General features: G+C 31.5%; 20 protein-coding genes. 17 read left to right on the top strand and 3 right to left on the bottom strand.

The genetic code is table 11. The annotated features are described in order from the left end of the window. Window positions 1-14: 14 nt before the first annotated feature. The 13 genes from hisB (at window position 15) to ACVCXO_RS13980 (ending at window position 9,475) form a co-directional block, all read left to right on the top strand. A complete protein-coding gene (gene hisB / locus ACVCXO_RS14040) occupies window positions 15-1,154 on the top strand; it encodes a bifunctional histidinol-phosphatase/imidazoleglycerol-phosphate dehydratase HisB (protein ID WP_452230218.1) in 1,140 nt (379 codons plus the stop codon). A 68-nt stretch (window positions 1,155-1,222) separates the two neighbouring features. Next, window positions 1,223-1,804: an imidazole glycerol phosphate synthase subunit HisH gene (hisH, locus tag ACVCXO_RS14035; RefSeq protein ID WP_452230217.1), complete on the top strand. Its 582-nt coding sequence runs from the start codon at window positions 1,223-1,225 to the stop codon at window positions 1,802-1,804. A gap of 70 nt (window positions 1,805-1,874) precedes the next feature. Further along, complete coding sequence (gene hisA / locus ACVCXO_RS14030; RefSeq protein WP_452230216.1) at window positions 1,875-2,603, top strand: 1-(5-phosphoribosyl)-5-[(5-phosphoribosylamino)methylideneamino]imidazole-4-carboxamide isomerase; 729 nt, start codon at window positions 1,875-1,877, stop codon at window positions 2,601-2,603. Window position 2,604: 1 nt separating this feature from the next. Continuing rightward, complete coding sequence (hisF, locus tag ACVCXO_RS14025; protein ID WP_452230215.1) at window positions 2,605-3,360, top strand: imidazole glycerol phosphate synthase subunit HisF; 756 nt, start codon at window positions 2,605-2,607, stop codon at window positions 3,358-3,360. A gap of 85 nt (window positions 3,361-3,445) precedes the next feature. Further along, window positions 3,446-4,045 carry a bifunctional phosphoribosyl-AMP cyclohydrolase/phosphoribosyl-ATP diphosphatase HisIE gene (hisIE, locus tag ACVCXO_RS14020; protein ID WP_452230214.1) on the top strand — a complete coding sequence of 200 codons (600 nt, stop codon included), beginning with the start codon at window positions 3,446-3,448 and terminating at the stop codon, window positions 4,043-4,045. 76 nt (window positions 4,046-4,121) lie between these two features. Beyond that, a complete protein-coding gene (locus tag ACVCXO_RS14015) occupies window positions 4,122-4,904 on the top strand; it encodes a tRNA pseudouridine synthase A (RefSeq protein WP_452230213.1) in 783 nt (260 codons plus the stop codon). A 32-nt stretch (window positions 4,905-4,936) separates the two neighbouring features. Continuing rightward, on the top strand, window positions 4,937-6,022 hold the full coding sequence (gene corA, locus ACVCXO_RS14010; RefSeq protein ID WP_452230212.1) for a magnesium/cobalt transporter CorA: 1,086 nt from the start codon (window positions 4,937-4,939) through the stop codon (window positions 6,020-6,022). A gap of 123 nt (window positions 6,023-6,145) precedes the next feature. Beyond that, window positions 6,146-6,646 (top strand): Dps family protein, encoded by a 501-nt coding sequence (locus ACVCXO_RS14005; protein ID WP_452230211.1) that lies wholly within the window; start codon window positions 6,146-6,148, stop codon window positions 6,644-6,646. 58 nt (window positions 6,647-6,704) lie between these two features. Beyond that, window positions 6,705-7,610, top strand: a complete 906-nt coding sequence (locus ACVCXO_RS14000; protein WP_452230210.1) for a mechanosensitive ion channel family protein — start codon at window positions 6,705-6,707, stop codon at window positions 7,608-7,610. Between the two features lie 64 nt (window positions 7,611-7,674). After that, on the top strand, window positions 7,675-7,839 hold the full coding sequence (locus ACVCXO_RS13995; protein WP_452230209.1) for a DUF1328 domain-containing protein: 165 nt from the start codon (window positions 7,675-7,677) through the stop codon (window positions 7,837-7,839). A gap of 35 nt (window positions 7,840-7,874) precedes the next feature. Further along, window positions 7,875-8,075 carry a hypothetical protein gene (locus ACVCXO_RS13990; protein WP_452230208.1) on the top strand — a complete coding sequence of 67 codons (201 nt, stop codon included), beginning with the start codon at window positions 7,875-7,877 and terminating at the stop codon, window positions 8,073-8,075. A gap of 59 nt (window positions 8,076-8,134) precedes the next feature. Continuing rightward, the gene (locus ACVCXO_RS13985; RefSeq protein ID WP_452230207.1) at window positions 8,135-8,686 is read left to right on the top strand and encodes a hypothetical protein; all 552 of its coding nucleotides are present in this window, start codon (window positions 8,135-8,137) and stop codon (window positions 8,684-8,686) included. Window positions 8,687-8,797: 111 nt separating this feature from the next. After that, a complete protein-coding gene (locus ACVCXO_RS13980) occupies window positions 8,798-9,475 on the top strand; it encodes a DUF2461 domain-containing protein (protein ID WP_452230206.1) in 678 nt (225 codons plus the stop codon). A 2-nt stretch (window positions 9,476-9,477) separates the two neighbouring features. Here the strand turns inward: ACVCXO_RS13980 and ACVCXO_RS13975 are convergent, their stop codons facing one another. Next, window positions 9,478-9,894, bottom strand: a complete 417-nt coding sequence (locus tag ACVCXO_RS13975; protein WP_452230205.1) for a glyoxalase — start codon at window positions 9,892-9,894, stop codon at window positions 9,478-9,480. 131 nt (window positions 9,895-10,025) lie between these two features. On the opposite strand from ACVCXO_RS13975, the gene ACVCXO_RS13970 reads away from it, so the two are divergent. The 3 genes from ACVCXO_RS13970 (at window position 10,026) to ACVCXO_RS13960 (ending at window position 12,786) form a co-directional block, all read left to right on the top strand. Then, entirely contained in the window at window positions 10,026-10,913 is an 888-nt protein-coding gene (locus ACVCXO_RS13970) for a DUF72 domain-containing protein (RefSeq protein ID WP_452230204.1), read from the top strand. Window positions 10,914-10,916: 3 nt separating this feature from the next. Continuing rightward, window positions 10,917-11,306 carry an acyl-CoA thioesterase gene (locus ACVCXO_RS13965; RefSeq protein ID WP_452230203.1) on the top strand — a complete coding sequence of 130 codons (390 nt, stop codon included), beginning with the start codon at window positions 10,917-10,919 and terminating at the stop codon, window positions 11,304-11,306. A gap of 118 nt (window positions 11,307-11,424) precedes the next feature. Next, window positions 11,425-12,786, top strand: a complete 1,362-nt coding sequence (locus ACVCXO_RS13960) for a T9SS type A sorting domain-containing protein (protein ID WP_452230202.1) — start codon at window positions 11,425-11,427, stop codon at window positions 12,784-12,786. 2 nt (window positions 12,787-12,788) lie between these two features. Here the strand turns inward: ACVCXO_RS13960 and ACVCXO_RS13955 are convergent, their stop codons facing one another. Next, window positions 12,789-13,961 (bottom strand): thioredoxin-like domain-containing protein, encoded by a 1,173-nt coding sequence (locus ACVCXO_RS13955; RefSeq protein WP_452230201.1) that lies wholly within the window; start codon window positions 13,959-13,961, stop codon window positions 12,789-12,791. Between the two features lie 28 nt (window positions 13,962-13,989). After that, window positions 13,990-14,277, bottom strand: coding sequence for a DUF3817 domain-containing protein (locus ACVCXO_RS13950; protein WP_452230200.1), 288 nt, complete (start codon window positions 14,275-14,277; stop codon window positions 13,990-13,992). A gap of 99 nt (window positions 14,278-14,376) precedes the next feature. On the opposite strand from ACVCXO_RS13950, the gene ACVCXO_RS13945 reads away from it, so the two are divergent. Then, entirely contained in the window at window positions 14,377-17,241 is a 2,865-nt protein-coding gene (locus ACVCXO_RS13945; protein WP_452230199.1) for a M16 family metallopeptidase, read from the top strand. The last annotated feature ends 154 nt before the right edge of the window (window positions 17,242-17,395 follow it).

Here is a 17,395-nt window from a genome sequence, read left to right as displayed (position 1 = left end):
CGCGGAAACTAAAGATGAAAAAAGTATTATTTATAGATAGAGACGGAACCTTGGTACTAGAGCCGCCAGTAGATTATCAATTAGATAGTTTAGAAAAGTTAGAATTCTACCCAAAAGTATTTCAATATATGGCTAAAATAGCTTCCGAATTGGATTATGAATTGGTTATGGTAACGAATCAGGATGGATTAGGTACAGATTCTTTTCCCGAAGACACCTTTTGGCCTGCTCAAAATAAAGTAATAACTGCTTTTGAAAAGGAAGGTGTAGTTTTTTCTGAAATATGTATCGATAGAACATTTCCACATGAAAATGCAGAAACTCGAAAGCCAAGAACAGGTTTGCTAACCAAGTATTTAGATAAAGAAAACTATGATTTAGAAAATTCTTTTGTTTTAGGAGACCGAATCACAGATATGGAATTGGCTAAAAATCTGGGATCAAAAGGTATCTATTTATCCGAAAATCCAGAATTAGGAGCAGATGAAATAGAAAGTTCCAAACAAGCCATTTTAGATGCTATTGCCTTAACAAGTACCGACTGGAAAGAAATATATGAATTTTTAAAACTAGAAGATCGTGTTCAAGAGATTACTAGAAACACGAACGAAACCAAAATTTACATCAAACTAAATTTAGACGGTTCTGGTAAAAATGATATTGATACAGGTTTATCCTTTTTCGATCATATGTTAGATCAAATTGGTCGTCATGGCGCAATGGATTTAACGATAAAAGTAGATGGTGATTTAGAGGTAGATGAACACCATACTATTGAAGATACCATGATTGCTTTGGGCGAGTTATTTAATAAAGCCTTGGGCAATAAATTGGGAATAGAACGTTATGGTTTTTGTTTGCCAATGGACGACTGTTTAGCGCAAGTAGCGGTTGACTTTGGTGGTAGAAATTGGTTAGAATGGGAAGCCGATTTTAAACGTGAAAAAATAGGAGACATGCCAACCGAAATGTTTTTCCACTTGTTTAAATCGTTTACCGATGGCGCAAAATGTAATTTAAACATTAAAGCAGAAGGAACTAACGAACACCATAAAATTGAAGGTATTTTTAAGGCATTTGCTAAAGCTATGAAAATGGCTGTAAAACGCGATTCTAATAAAATGTTTTTACCTTCTACAAAAGGAATGTTGTAAAATAGCTTTTAGCCTTTGGATGTTAGCTCTTCGCTAACTCCCAAAAGCCAAAAGCCAAAAGTTAAAGAATGAAAATAGTTATTATAGATTACGGAGCAGGAAATATTAAAAGCATTCAGTTTGCTTTTAAACGATTGGGATTTGAAGCTGTTCTATCTAATAATCCAGAAGAAATTAAAGCAGCAGATAAGATTATTTTCCCAGGAGTAGGAGAAGCCAGCACCGCAATGAAAATGCTTAAAGAAAGTACGTTAGATGTATTAATTCCGAACTTAACACAGCCTGTTTTAGGGATTTGTTTAGGGATGCAATTACTATGTAAAACGACAGAGGAAGGAAACACCGAAGGATTAGGCGTTTTTGATGTGCATGTGAAGCGATTTAATGCACGTGTAAAAGTACCTCAAATGGGTTGGAATACGATACGTAATTTGAAATCTGATTTATTTAAAAACATAAATGATAAAAGCTATATGTATCTTGTGCATAGTTATTATGCAGAGAATTGTAATGAAGCTATAGCAACAACAGACTATGATTTAGAGTATGCTTCCGCATTACAAAAAGATAATTTTTATGGTGTGCAATTTCATCCAGAAAAAAGTAGCGATGCAGGAGAACAAGTATTAAAGAATTTTACAGAATTATAAAATAAGCCTTTAGCTACTAGCTGTTAGCCATTTGCTAAGAGCCAAAAGCTAAAAGCCAAAAGCTAATAAAATGAGAATAATCCCAGCAATAGATATTATAGACGGAAAATGTGTTCGACTTACTAAAGGCGATTACAGTACTAAAAAAATATATAATGAAAACCCTTTAGAGGTTGCCAAACAGTTTGAAGCAGCAGGAATTCAATATTTACATTTAGTAGATTTAGATGGCGCAAAAGCCAATCATATTGTCAACTATAAAGTTTTAGAGCAAATTGCATCTAAAACCAATTTGAAAATTGATTTTGGTGGTGGTTTAAAAACAGATGAAGATTTGCATATCGCTTTTAATTCTGGCGCACGACAAATTACAGGAGGAAGTATTGCTGTGCAAGACACGAATACTTTTGATAGTTGGATTTCAAAATATGGAGCCCAAAAAATAATACTTGGTGCAGATTGTAGAAATGAAAAAGTTGCTATTAGTGGCTGGACCGAAGAAAGCAATTTAGAAGTGATTCCTTTTATACAAGGTTATCAGAAAAAGAATATTCAATACGTTATTTGTACGGATATAGCTAAAGATGGTATGCTGCAAGGTCCTTCCATAGCACTGTATAAAAAGATGCTAGAAAGCTGTTCTGCCAATAATCAAACGATCAAACTTATAGCTTCAGGTGGTGTTACCACTATTGATGACATCAATTTATTAGAAAAAATTGGCTGTGAAGCGGTAATTATCGGTAAAGCTTTATATGAAGGTAATATACGTTTAACCGATTTAGAAACCATTTATTAAAATGTTAGCAAAAAGAATTATTCCTTGTTTAGATATTAAAGATGGTCGTACGGTAAAAGGTGTAAATTTTTTGAGTTTAAGAGATGCAGGAGATCCTGTTTCGCTAGCTAAAAAATATGCAATGCTTGGTGCAGACGAATTAGTTTTACTAGATATTTCTGCAACCTTAGAAGGTAGAAAAACCATGTTAGATATGGTTTTAAAAGTAGCCGAACAGGTTAATATTCCGTTTACTGTTGGTGGTGGAATTTCTTCTATTGCAGATGTAGACGCGCTTTTAAAATGTGGAGCAGATAAGGTTTCTATAAATTCTTCGGCAATTAAACGTCCGGAATTAATAAATGAACTGGCAAACAAATTTGGAAACCAATGTATAACCGTTGCTATTGATGCCAAACAGATAGATGGAAACTGGATAGTGCATGTTGCAGGAGGAAGTATTCCTACTAAATTAGATTTATTTTCTTGGGCTAAAGAAGCGGAAGAACGTGGTGCTGGAGAAATTCTTTTTACTTCTATGAATAATGATGGTACTAAAAATGGCTTTGCTAACGAAGCATTAGCGAAACTTTCTACAGCATTAAATATTCCGATAATAGCTTCTGGTGGTGCAGGAAATATGGAACATTTTGTGGATGCTTTTCATCTAGGGAAAGCAGATGCAGCTTTGGCAGCAAGTGTTTTTCATTTTGGTGAAATTGAAATAAAGGATTTAAAAGAAGTATTAAAGAAGAATAACATCGAAGTAAGATTATAAACTTGGGGTCACCTCGAGCGCAGTCGAGAGGTTTAGAGTAAAACATTAAGGTCTTGACTGCGCTCGACTAGACAAAAATTGAATTATGAATATAGATTTTAATAAAAATAACGACGGATTAGTACCTGCAATCATTCAAGACGCAACTACAAATAAAGTATTGATGTTGGGTTATATGAATGCGGAAGCTTTCAGCAAAACAAAAGAAACAAATAAAGTTACTTTTTATAGCAGAACCAAAAAACGACTTTGGACAAAAGGAGAAGAAAGTGGTAACTTTTTAAACCTTGTAGACTATAAACTAGATTGTGATAACGATACCTTGTTAATTCAGGTAAACCCAGTAGGAGCAACTTGTCATAAAGGATCAGATACCTGCTGGAACGAGAAAAACCAAGAAAGTTTCGGATTTATTTCTAAACTAGAAAACACTATTGAAAGTAGAGTACAGGCTGGAGATTCCGAAAAATCTTATGTTGCTTCTTTATTTGCTTCTGGTATTAATAAAGTAGCTCAGAAAGTAGGAGAAGAAGCTGTAGAAGTGGTTATTGAAGCAATGGATAATAATGATGATTTATTCCTTAGCGAAAGTGCTGATTTATTGTTTCATTATTTAATGTTACTACAAGCAAAAGGGTTTAAACTGAAGGATGTAGTTTCGGTTTTAAAAACTAGAGAGAAATAATTCTAATAAAATAGAAGTTATTTTGCTAGAAGCATTAAAATAACGTACTTGCTAGCTTCTAAGACATTCTTAAAACATGTTTAATAAACGTTACTATTACCTAGTCAAAATACAATATTTAGGCTATCGTTTTCATGGTTGGCAAAAACAACCTAATTTGAAAACGGTGCATTTAATGATTGACAGAACCTTTAAATTTATTTTAAAAGGGGAGCGCTTTAAAACTTTGGCTTCTGGAAGAACAGACGCAATGGTTTCTGCAAATGCTTCTGCTTTCGAGCTTTTTCTATATGCACCTATTCCAGATCAAGAAGCTTTTTTAGCACTCTTTAACCATAATTTACCGCAAGATATTCGTGCATTATCTATAGAAGAGGTGGATGCGAAATTCAATATTATTCAGCATTCTAAAATAAAAGAATATTTATACCTTTTTACACATGGCGAAAAATGCCATCCTTTTTGTGCACCAATTTTAACTACTATTTTAGAGAATCTAGATATAGAAGCTATGCAAGAAGGTGCAACCCTATTTGAAGGCACACATAACTTTAAAACCTATTGTTATAAGGCTACAAACGAAGGTTTATATACCAGAGAAGTTAGTACTTGTGAGCTGGTAGAAAATACGGTTTTTAGTGCAAATTTCTTCCCAGAGAAAACATATATGCTTCGTGTAAAAGGAAAAGGTTTTGGTAGAAATCAAATTCGATTAATGATGGGAGCCCTTATAAAATTAGGAAGAGCCGAAATTACTTTAGATTATATTAAAGCTACTTTACATATGGAAAGTACAGAAGTCATGGATTATATTGCGCCTGCTTCTGGTTTAGTATTAAATAACATTGAATTTGAATAAACTTTAGTATTTTTATAGTAATTATAAACTACATGGCTCAAAAAAATCGTAAAACTATCAAGCGTAAAAAAACGTATAAAACCATAAATTCTGTTCCTGGAACAGTAGCTTATGTTGGTAGCAAACAATCTCTAGAAACAAAAATTGATATTGTAAATTATAATAAAGAAGTTTGTAATTTTAAAATCTCTAATAATGTAGAAGATGCTTTTCATTTTAAAGGGCAAGAGCACGTTACTTGGATTAATATTAACGGTTTAAATAATACTGCAGAAATTGAAAAATTAGGTCAGCATTATAATCTGCATCCTTTAGTACTTGAAGATATTGTAACCACTAACCAAAGAGCAAAGCTGGAAGACTATGACGATTATCTCTTTATAGTATTTAAAATGTTGCATTTTAAAAATGAAGATGAAATTGTCTACGAACACATGAGTATGGTAGTTGGTGAAAATTATGTGCTTACTTTTCAAGAAGCAGATGGTGATGTTTTTGATGATTTACGAGATAGAATAAGAAATGCGAAAGGTAGAGTTAGAAATGCGAAAGCAGATTATTTAATGTATACCATTTTAGATGCAGTAGTGGATAATTACTTTACCGTTGTTGAAGCGGAAGGAGATAAAATTGAAGACTTAGAAGAAACGCTTTTTATTCAAGAATCTAATACGAATACCACAACTACAAGTATTCAAAACCAGAAACGCGAGATATTAAAAATACGAAGAACTGTTTTTCCGTTTCGTGAAGTAGTTAACAAATTGGAAAAGTCTGAAATCGAATTTATTGAAGATAAAACCAAGAATTACCTCCGTAATTTATACGATCATATGATACAAGTAAACGAAAGTATAGACTTGTATCGGGAAATGATTTGGGGACTTATGGATTTGTATATGACCAACATAAGCAACAAAATGAATGAGGTAATGAAAGTACTAACTATCATTGCTACTATCTTCATTCCGTTAACTTTTATTGCAGGTGTTTATGGTATGAATTTCACCAATATGCCAGAGCTTAATAATCCTTATGGTTATTATATAGTTTGGTCGGTAATGATTATTATACTCATTATTATGTTAATTTATTTTAGAAGAAAGAAGTGGCTTTAACATAATTTATGTTAAATAAAATTTAAGACTGTTAAAGACCGTTAAAGGACTTGACAAAAGTGATATTTCTCATAGTTTATATAGTGTTCGAACAAAACAAACACTTTAAAACAATATATAATTATGAGTTATTTGAATATGCAAGATGAGAAATTATTACCTGTAGTTGTAGAGCTAAATACACTACTTGCAGATTACCACATTTATTACCAAAAGCTAAGAAATTTTCACTGGAATATTTTAGGAGAAAATTTCTTTGATCTTCATCATAAATTTGAAGAGTTATACAAAGACGCCCAACTAAAAATTGATGAAATAGCAGAACGTATTCTAACGTTAAGATTTCATCCAATGAGTAAATACAGCAATTACTTAAAAATATCTGCTGTAGAAGAAGCACAATCTTTGAAATCGGATACCTACATGGTTTCCGAAATTATAAAAGATCATAAAATAATATTAGCACAAATGTCTCGAGTTATTCACAAAGCAGAAGAAGCTTCAGACGAAGGTACCATAGATCTTATTGGTGCGTACATAAGAGATTTAGAAAAAGCAAGTTGGATGCTAGATGCTTGGACTAAAAAAACTTCCGATAAGTTACAAAGCGTAGCGGTAAATTAAGTTTTTAATATTTCCTAGAAACAAAAAATTTTTACTTCACCTTTAAAACGTATCATACATGAAATTACAATTTCAAACCGCATTAGATGGCCTTATTGAAAAATTACAAAGTTGGTTTACGGCCATTATTCAAATGTTACCAAACTTACTAATTGCCGTTTTAGTATTAGTAACCGCTTATTTTACAGCAAAATATGTAAAAAGAATAGTTACTAGACTAGCATCCAAAAAAATAGAACAAGATTCTATTAGTAATATAATTGGAAAAATAGCTGCAATAGCAGTCGTTGTAGCTGGTTTGTTTTTGGCCTTAGGAATCTTAGATCTAGGTAAAACATTATCCTCTTTATTAGCAGGAGCAGGTGTTGTAGGTTTAGCAATTGGTTTGGCGCTACAAGGCACATTGTCTAACACTTTTGCTGGATTAGTATTATCCTTTAAACAGAAAATTGAAATAGGAAATTGGGTAGAAACCAATGGTTTTTCTGGGGAAGTGATGGATATAAACCTAAAAGATTTCACCATAAAAGAAGCAGATAATAATATGGTTATTATACCAAATAAAACCATTTTAGAAAATCCGATAAAAAATTATTCACTCACCACAAAAATGCGTGTAATGCTAGAATGTGGTGTTGGTTACGGATCTGATTTAGATCATGTAGAACAACTTACAAAGGAAACTATAGCAAATGTTTTTAGTCAAGTAAAAGACCCAAATGAAGTAGAGTTTTACTACACAGAATTTGGAGGAAGTTCTATAAACTATTTATGCAGATTTTGGATTGACGCCGATAGTGCATTAGAAAAACTAAGGGCAAAAAGTACCGCTATTATTGAAATTAAAAAGGCGTACGATAAAGAAAATATCAATATTCCTTTTCCTATTAGAACACTTCAATTTGATAATAAACTTTCCTTTGAAAATTCAAATGCACATCAAGAAGAATTCTCTAATCACTAGAGTAAGAATATACTAAGAACACAAAAGTATAGTCTTTTACATTAAAATTTAAAAATCAAAAGATATGTTACGTTGGACAATCACATTCATAATAATCGCATTTATTGCTGGAATCTTAGGATTTAGCGGCATTGCAGGAGCTTCGGCTGGAATAGCCAAAATACTATTCTTTGTATTTATAGTATTATTTATTCTATCCCTAATTAGAGATGTTATTAGAAAAGTCTAAAAACAAAACAACAATTAACCATTAAAAAGATAATCATGAGAAAATTAATATGCACAGTAGTACTTATGTTTTCTATTGCAACTGTATTTATAAGTTGTAGAGAAGAAAAGAAAACGCCAGGAGAAAAAATAGAAGCAGCAGCAGAAGATACCAAAGATGCTATGGAAGACGCAGCAGATGATGTTAAAGACGAAATGGAAGATGTAAAAGAAGACATCGAGGATGAATTAGAATAATAGATAATAACTAACAACTAAGTAAAAGTTTAATTCTAAAATTTAAAACTAAAATAATAATGAAAAATTTAATATATATATTCAGTGTATTAATGTGTACAGGTATTTACGCACAAAATAATAATCCTGTGGACGTTACCGATGAAACGGAAGTGAAAATAGTCAAAGTAAAAGAAGACGGAAAGATTATTGAAAAGAAAGTGAAAGTAAATACGGTACAAAAACAAGAAGTGAAAATCGATCCTCAAGATAGATATAAGCTTAACGGATACCGAATCGATACCCCTGTAAAAGTAACAAAAACAGTACAGGTAGATAATGATATAGATCCGCAATATGATACCAAAACAAAAGTTACGTATTACAAATTTAAGGATGTGGATTATGCCTTTGTCCCAGATGAAAAAGGGTTTATCGTTTCTGTTAAAAAAGGGGATGAGAATATGCCTTTTGGTAATGCCAGATATTCTGCTAGAAACAGGAGTTATATCGTTACCACAGAGGGATACACCGGAGTTGGTTATTTTGATAAAGACAAAACTTTTGTAATTGAATATTATGATGGCGAAAGTGATGGTTTAATAACCAAAGAATTTAAAATTTCTAAATAATTTCTATTTGTAGATAGAAATTTATAATGCAACTAGCTATGTAATAATAGCAGAAAAGCTTCGATTTTTTCGAGGCTTTTCGTATTTTTAAAAATAATTAATAATTGTATTATGAACGAAACCATACCTAGAGAAACCTTCGACTTTTTTAAGCGTTTAGAAAAAAATAACAATAGAGATTGGTTTAATGAACATAAACCAGAATTTAAAGAAATAGAAGCAGAGGTAAAGCAAGTTTATACGCAGTTATTTAACCTGCTTAATACGCATGATGAGATAGATAAAATGAAAATGTTTCGCATATATCGTGACGTTCGTTTTTCTAAAAATAAACTGCCATACAAAACGCATTTTGGAGGTTCTTTTAGTCGAATAAAACCAAATTTAAGAGGTGGTTACTATTTGCATATTCAGCCGAATAACGAAAGTTTTATAGCAACAGGTTTTTGGGATCCAAACAAGGAAGATTTATTACGAATTAGAAAAGAGTTTGAACAAGACGATAGCGAAATCCGAGAAATTATAGACAATAAAAAGTTTAAAACAATTTGGGGAGAATTCGTTGGTGACGAATTAAAAACAGCGCCAAGAGGATTTGATAAAGAGCACAAATCCATGGATTTAATCAAGAAAAAGCAATTTATTTTCACCAAAAAATTTACAGATAAAGAAGTGCTTTCACCAGATTTTTTAAAGGAAGTAGAAATAGCGTTTAAAGCGATCAGACCCTATTTTGATTATATGAGTGCTGTGCTTACCACAGATTTAAATGGCGTTTCTTTGGTTTAAACTTAAACCGCAATCCCTAATTCGGCTTTATCTAAAAGCTGGATATTTCCAATTAATTGGTCTTTAACTATAGACATCATACGTTTGTTTAAAGCGGAAGAGTTTTTAATGTAAATAAGATATTCTTCCGTAGTAAATAAGCCAATCACCATGCCTTTTAAAGCATTTCTAAGCTTCATATCTTTTTGCAACGCATTTTCAATATAAAGGATACGTTTTTCAATAGATAACTCGTAAAAAACATTCTTATGCTTTTTAGCATAATTCTTAAAAACTTCAATAAATAAAGGTACTTGTAACTTCGCTATTGGTCTAAGTACCAGATTTTGAAAACGTTCATCATTGGACATGTCATCACTAATAATAATAGAAGGAATTTCAGGTCTTGCTTGCTTTAAATTTAAGTCTCTAGTATTCATATCTATAAGTTTTTATTAAAATTAATGATAAATTATATAGATAGTTATATAGTATTTTTAACTTGTTAACGAGTTTATTAACAAGCTATATTTTGGTATCTTTACCTAAAGATTCTCAATACAAATAAAGCATGAAGTTTGGAAGCGTAGAACATCCAGAATTAATCGATTTTACATTACCTCTAGATCATAAAGACACGTTTAACGTTTTAAATAAGGTACAAGTAAAACAGAATCCAGAAATATTTGTTGGTTGTGCCAAATGGAATAGAGCAGATTTAAAAGGCTTTTATCCAAGAGGTACAAAAGATGAATTGGGTTATTATTCTAGTCAGTTTAATGCTATTGAATTGAATGCTACTTTTTATAGGATTTTTTCTTCGGAACAATTTGCAACTTGGTATGAAAAAACACCAAAGGGATTTAAATTCTTTCCGAAGCTAAACCAAGAAATTAGTCATTGGAAACGTTTAAATGAAGTAGGAGAGGTTGTCAATAACTATTTGAATAACGCAGTTAATCTAAAAGAAAAACTAGGAACTATCTTTTTGCAAATGCATAGTAATTTTGCACCAAAAGATTTTAATAGGGTCGTGGAGTTTGTAGAATCTTGGCCAAAAGAAATTCCGTTAGCCATAGAGTTTAGAAATACTAATTGGTATAATGATGCTGCCATTGCTGAAGATTTGTATACGCTTTTAGAAGAAAATAACATCTCTAATGTTATTGTAGATACTGCTGGGAGAAGAGATTTAATGCACATGCGACTAACTAATAGTACCGCATTTGTACGTTACGTTGGTGCCAATCATGAAAGTGATTATGCGCGTTTAGACGATTGGGTGGAAAGGTTGAAAATTTGGAAGAACCAAGGCGTAAAAGAAATAGATTTTTTTATACATCAAAATATGGAAAAAGAATCTCCTTTACTTGCAGCTTATTTTATTGAAAAATTAAACAAAGAATGTAATTGCAATCTTAAAATACCGAATCAAGATTTGCAACAAAAACTATTATAACATATGAGATTTCATACAAGAAAATGGATAAAACCAGAAGATTTAAACCCAAACGGAACTTTGTTTGGTGGTAGACTTTTAGAATGGATAGACGAAGAAGCTGCGCTATACGCAGTTGTGCAATTAGAAAATCAACAAGTCGTTACCAAATTTATTACAGAAATAGATTTTAAAAGTTCTGCTAGACAAGGTGATATTGTAGAAATTGGAATAGATGCCGTAAAGTTTGGAACTTCATCTTTAACAGTACGATGTGAAGTGCGAAACATGATGACTAGAGAAACCATTATTACCATAGAAAAAATAGTAATGGTAAACTTAGATAAAGATGGAAATGCATTGCCTCATCACAAAACTCAAGTAGAATTTGTAGACGATAGGTTAAACAGTTAGTAATTAAACGAGTAATAAAACAGAATAACGATAATAAGAGGAAGTTACAGTTTTAGTTAGCATATTGCAGTATATTAATTGTTAGTACAACACTATCAATACGTTAAGAAAGAAAGATATGCTATTAATCACTTTTCGAAATGTAGTGTTTAACTATTTTTTTAATTTTAAGCTCCATTTATTTTTTGCGCTTGTTTTATTAAATAGTACAAACCTACATTCCCAAACTACCGCAATTCCTGACTCTACTTTTGAGCAAGCTCTTATATCATTAAATATAGATACCAACGGTTTAAATGGTAATATATTAGATAGTGACGCCGTATTCATAACAACCTTGTTTATTGGTAATATTGGTGTTACAGATCTTTCTGGAATAGAAGCTTTTAAAAGTTTAAAATATTTATTTGCGTATAACAATCATTTAACAACATTAGATTTAAGTTCTAATCCATATTTAGAGTTATTAGATGCGGATAACAATAATTTATCTGCATTAAATATAGCTGCAAATGCATCTTTAAAGAGTGTTTTTCTTAGTAATAATAATTTGAACAGTTTAGATGTTAGCAATAATTTTCAATTAGAATACTTGTATTGCAACCTTAATAATATTAGTGTTTTAGACGTATCTGCAAATGCATATTTAAAAGACTTGAGATGTTATAATAATAATCTGTCTAGTGTAAACTTTGCAAGTAACTTAAATTTAGAGCATTTATTTATTTCAGAAAATAACTTAAGTACAGTAGATGTTTCTGCAAATACTGCTCTAAAAACACTAACATGCGATAATAATAATTTAAATACTATAGACGTTTCTAGTAACGCATCATTAAGTTATTTTAGTTGTACAAATAATAGTTTAAGCAATTTAGACTTAAGTAATAATGCGGACTTAAAACGTTTACTTTGTAATAATAACAATCTGACTAGTTTAGATTTAAGTAATGCTGCGGATTTATTTTTACTATATGCTCAAAACAATCAAATTCAAAGTTTAGATATTTCTAATAATCCAGATTTAAGATATGTCATTGCTGAAAATAACATGTTAAATGATATAGATGTTAGAAATGGAAATAACCATCGTATAAACCAGTTTATTGTAACGTCAAATCAAAGTTTAACTTGTGTTTTTGTAGATAATACTTCTGCTAGTTATTTAAATGATTGGGAAGTAGATGCTTCTTGTAATTTTGTTGCAGATGAAGGTGAATGTAAAACGTTATCTTCACCAGAAATTTTAGACATAGATTTTAGAATGTATCCTAATCCAGCAACTACCCAAGTAAACATTAATTTAAATGTTCCTGTTGCAAAACTAGCGTTATACACCGTAAGTGGTCAGTTTCTTTTAGAAAAACAAATAGAACAAGGAAATAACACTTTAGATGTGTCTAGCCTAAGTTCTGGTTTATATATAGCAACTATTATTACGGAAGAATCTAAACGGACTAAAAAGCTAGTAATTCAATAAGCTTATTCCTTAAGTAACTCTTTAATTCGGTTTTCTAATGTAGTACCGGAAATTTTTCCACTTGCAATTCTACCTTGTTTATCTACAAGTATTTTATATGGTATAGATTCTACACCATATCTAAAAGCAATGGTTTTATTTTTGTCTAGAATATGTGTATTCCAAGTTAGTTTGTCTGTTTGAATTGCACGCAACCATTCCGGGGAACCTTTATCTTCACTAATACTTAAAATAACAAGACCTTTGTCTTTATATTTATTATGTAATTGTACCAAGTTTGGATTCGTAGCTCGGCAAGGAGCACACCAACTCGCCCAAAAATCTACGAGAACTACTTTTCCTTTTAAAGAAGCTAAAGACATGGTTTGTCCGTTTGCATTTGGCCCACTTAAAGTATAAGCCATCGGTCTGTAACTTTCTGTTTTTATACCTTGTTGGGTTTCTTTTTCTTCTAAGCTAACAATATCCCTATAGATTTGTTTAATAGATGGTACCTTTTTAATCTCATCTGTTAAGGTATCATGCAGTTTCCTTAAGCTTTCCGTAGAAAAACTATGATAATTTTCTTGTAATACAAAAGGAGTGAAGTGCGAATTGTTATTCGTTTCAATAAACTGCTTAACAAAAGTTATTTTTTCAATTTGTAAGTTTTCTAAATCTGTATTTAAAATCGAAGTTCTTTTGTTTGCGGTTTGCGGAGATTTATATTTTAAAAATAATGCTCGTTCCTTATAATCAAAACCATCCATTTTAGATTTATAATCAAAATAGACCTTTTGGGTATCGGAGTTAGAAGAAGTAGAAGAAAGAAATAAATTTGTATTTAGAAACATATTTATTTCAGATGCATCCACTAAAAATTTATACATAACATCACTTTCATCTACTTTAATGGCATAAAACGCTGGTTGATTAGATACCCCTTTAAATGTAAAAGCCTTTTCTTTAATAGAAATAGTATCCATTAAAGTAAGTGTATCGCTTTCTACTTTATAAATATAAGCCGTTTTTAAATGGTTGTTAAAAGTGGTTCCTCTAACAACAAATTCATTTGCCAATAAGGCTTGAGGAGTCTTATTGTTTTCATTTACTAGTATAGACTTTTCCTTTATACAACTTGTTAAAGCCAATAAAATAAAAGAAAGCACTAGAAAATGAGGGCGTTTTTTTAGCATTTTAAAGTATATTTGATATGCTATATTACTAAATATTTTTCAAATACTTCTCTTCTACATAAAAAGTAGCAAAAGGTAAAATGGATGCAATGAGTACAATAAACATTGTTTTCATATTCCATTTTAGTTGCATACCAAATACAATTGCTAATACAACATAAGCCACAAATAGTAATCCATGAGGCATTCCTAATAGTTTTACAAGGTAATCATTACCATCAGGCATACGTTTATAAATAGCAGCGCCCATTAGTAATAAGTAAGAAACACCTTCTAATAAAGCTACTAAGCGAAAAATATTTTTTAACGAAAACATACATTTTAAATTTAAGAGGCAAAGATATTAATAGTTTTTTAACGTATCTTTAAAAATCAAGTTATTAAATTAAAAAGCTATTAATCAAACCAACTAAAAATGAAACTAACTTCACTAACGATAGTGCTGCTTGCGCTTACTTGTATTTCTTGTAAAAAAGAACCAGAACCAATCTCTCAAGAAGAAACCGTATTTAAAATAGATTATGAAAAATTTGTTTTAGATAATGGACTAGAAGTGATACTGCATGAAGATCATAGTGATCCCATTGTTGCTGTGGCAACCATGATGCATGTTGGTTCTAATCGAGAAAAACCAGGAAAAACAGGATTTGCTCACTTTTTTGAACACATGAGTTTTAATGATTCTGAAAATGTTCCTGTTGGTGCAAACCGAAAGATGATTCCAGAATGGGGAGGAAGTAGAAACGGCGGAACTTGGAGTGATGGAACCGTGTATTACGAAGTCGTTCCTAAAGATGCATTCGAAAAAATTCTGTGGATTGATTCCGATCGTTTTGGTTACATGATAAATACGGTAACCAAAGAAGCTTTAGAACGCGAAAAACAAGTGGTTAAAAATGAAAAACGACAACGTGTAGATAATGCGGCATATGGCTACACCGATGAAATTATTAGAAAAAATTTATATCCGGAAGGACATCCGTATAGCTGGACCGTTATTGGTGCTTTACCCGATTTACAAGCGGCAACTATAGCGGATGTTAAAGAATTTTATAATGAATATTATGGCGCAAGCAACGCATCTTTAGTAATTGCAGGAGATATCAATATAGAAGAAACTAAAGCGCTTGTAGAAAAATGGTTTGGCGAAATACCTAGTGGCCCAGAAGTAGAACAATTGCAAGCAGATCCTGTAGTATTAGAGGAAACAAAGTCTTTATATTTTGAAGATAATTTTGCGAAACTTCCAGAATTAAGAATGGTTATTCCTACCGTGGAAGAATACCACGAAGATGTATATGCTTTGCAAATTCTTGGGCAACTTTTAAGTGGAAGTAAAAGTGCTCCTTTGTATACTGTTATAGTCGAAGAACAAAAACTGGCGCCTAATGTTGGGACGTATCAATCTAGTAATGAAATAGCAGGAGAATTTATTTTTAGAATTCGGGCAAATGCAGATATACACTTAGATCAAGTAAAAAATGCAATGGAAGAAGGTCTAACCAAATTTGAAACCGATGGCGTTAATGCAAGGGATTTAAAACGAATTAAAGCAGAATTAGAAACCGATTTATATCAAGGTATAAGTACCGTTTTAAACAAAGCTTTTCAGTTAGTTCAAGACAACGAGTTTAAAGGTGATCCAGGTTTTATTGTAGAAAGCGCGAAGCTAACCGAAGCGGTGACTGCAGAAGATGTGATGCGTGTATACAATAAGTACATAAAAGATAAAAAGTATGTAATGACAAGTGTTGTGCCTAAAGGGCAATTAGATTTGGCGGTTACAGACGCAAAACCAGCAACGGTTTGGTTAGAAAGAGTGCGTTACAATGTGGCAAATGAAGAAGTTGGTCAAGGTGAAGAAGCTGTTTATGACAAAACAGAAACCAAACACGATAGAAGTGAACCCGACTTTAGTGAACTTCCTTTATTTAAAGCGCCAACCATTTGGAGAGGAAGCCTTGAAAATGGATTAAGTTTATATGGTATAGAAAACAACGAAGTACCTTTAGTAGCGTTTGATATTACTATTCCAGGTGGAGAATTACTAGACCCGATTGGTAAAGAAGGAGTGGCTAGTCTATTAAGTGACTTGATGATGGAAGGTACTGCAACCAAATCACCAGCGCAATTAGAAGAAGCTATTGGTATGTTAGGCGCTTCCATAGATATATATAGTGCAAAAGAAGATTTTCATATTACAGGTTCTTGTTTAACGAAGAATTTTGAAGGAACCATGGCTTTAGTGAATGAAATGATACTAGAACCACGTTGGGACGAGAAAGAATTTGAACGTTTAAAATTAGCTTTAGAAACGAATTTAAAAGGACGAGAAGCCAACCCTAATAGTATAGCATCCAATGTTTTTAATGAATTAATTTATGGCCATAATCACCGTTTTGGTACTTCCGGTTCTGGAACGCTGGAAAGCACAAAAGCGATTACCTTAAAAGATTTAAAATCCTATTACAATAACCTTTCTCCAAAAGAGGCTAAGTTTCATATTGCGGGAGCAATTACTAAAGAACAAACCGAAAATGTGGTTCGCGTTTTAAATACATGGAATGGTTACAAAATAGCAGTTCCACATTACAATTTACCAATTAATAATAACCAAGGAAACATTTATTTTGTTGATGTTCCGGATGCAAAACAATCTGTTATACAAATAGGAAAGTTGGCCGTTTCTGCAAACGATAAAAATGCGAATAAACTAGAATTTGCGAATGAGATTTTAGGAGGTGGTTCTAGTGGTAGATTATTTCAAACTTTACGAATAGAAAAAGGATATACCTACGGCGCATATTCTGGTTTTTCAAAAAGTAATGAAGTGGCACCTTTCACAGTAAGATCTAGTGTTAGAGCCAATGCAACCTTGAAATCTTTAGAAATAATTAAAGAGATGCTAACCAATTACCAAGCAAGTTTTACCGATAATGAAGTCGAATTAACAAAAAACAAAATTCTAAAAGGGAATACAAGAGCTTTTGAAAGTTTGCGAGCACAATTATCTGTTTTAAGAAATATTAGTAAATACAGCAAACCAGACACCTATATTGTGGATGAACAAGAGGAATTAGTAAACATGACTTTAGAGGATTATAAAGCCACTATTAAAAACTATTTAAACGAAGAAGAAATGATTTACGTTATTGTAGGAGATAGAAAAACACAATTACTAGAAATCGCAAAATTAGGGAAACCAATTATAGAATTAGATATTTATGGAAATGTAATAGAATTTGACAGGTACGGAAATCTTATAGAGCCTACTTTATAAAAAAGTATACTATTTGTCTAGTCCTAAATAATCAATACAGATTATTAAAGATTAAAAATAATTAATTAAACCTGAACAATAGATTTATTGTTCAGGTTTTTTGATTTATATGTTTTTCTTTTTAGAATATTTTGTTGATGCATTTTCTCAGGTG

The organism is Lacinutrix sp. MEBiC02404 (assembly GCF_053601575.1).
The sequence above is the reverse complement of the archived record's forward strand: the minus strand, read 5'-3'. Positions and strand labels throughout refer to the sequence as shown.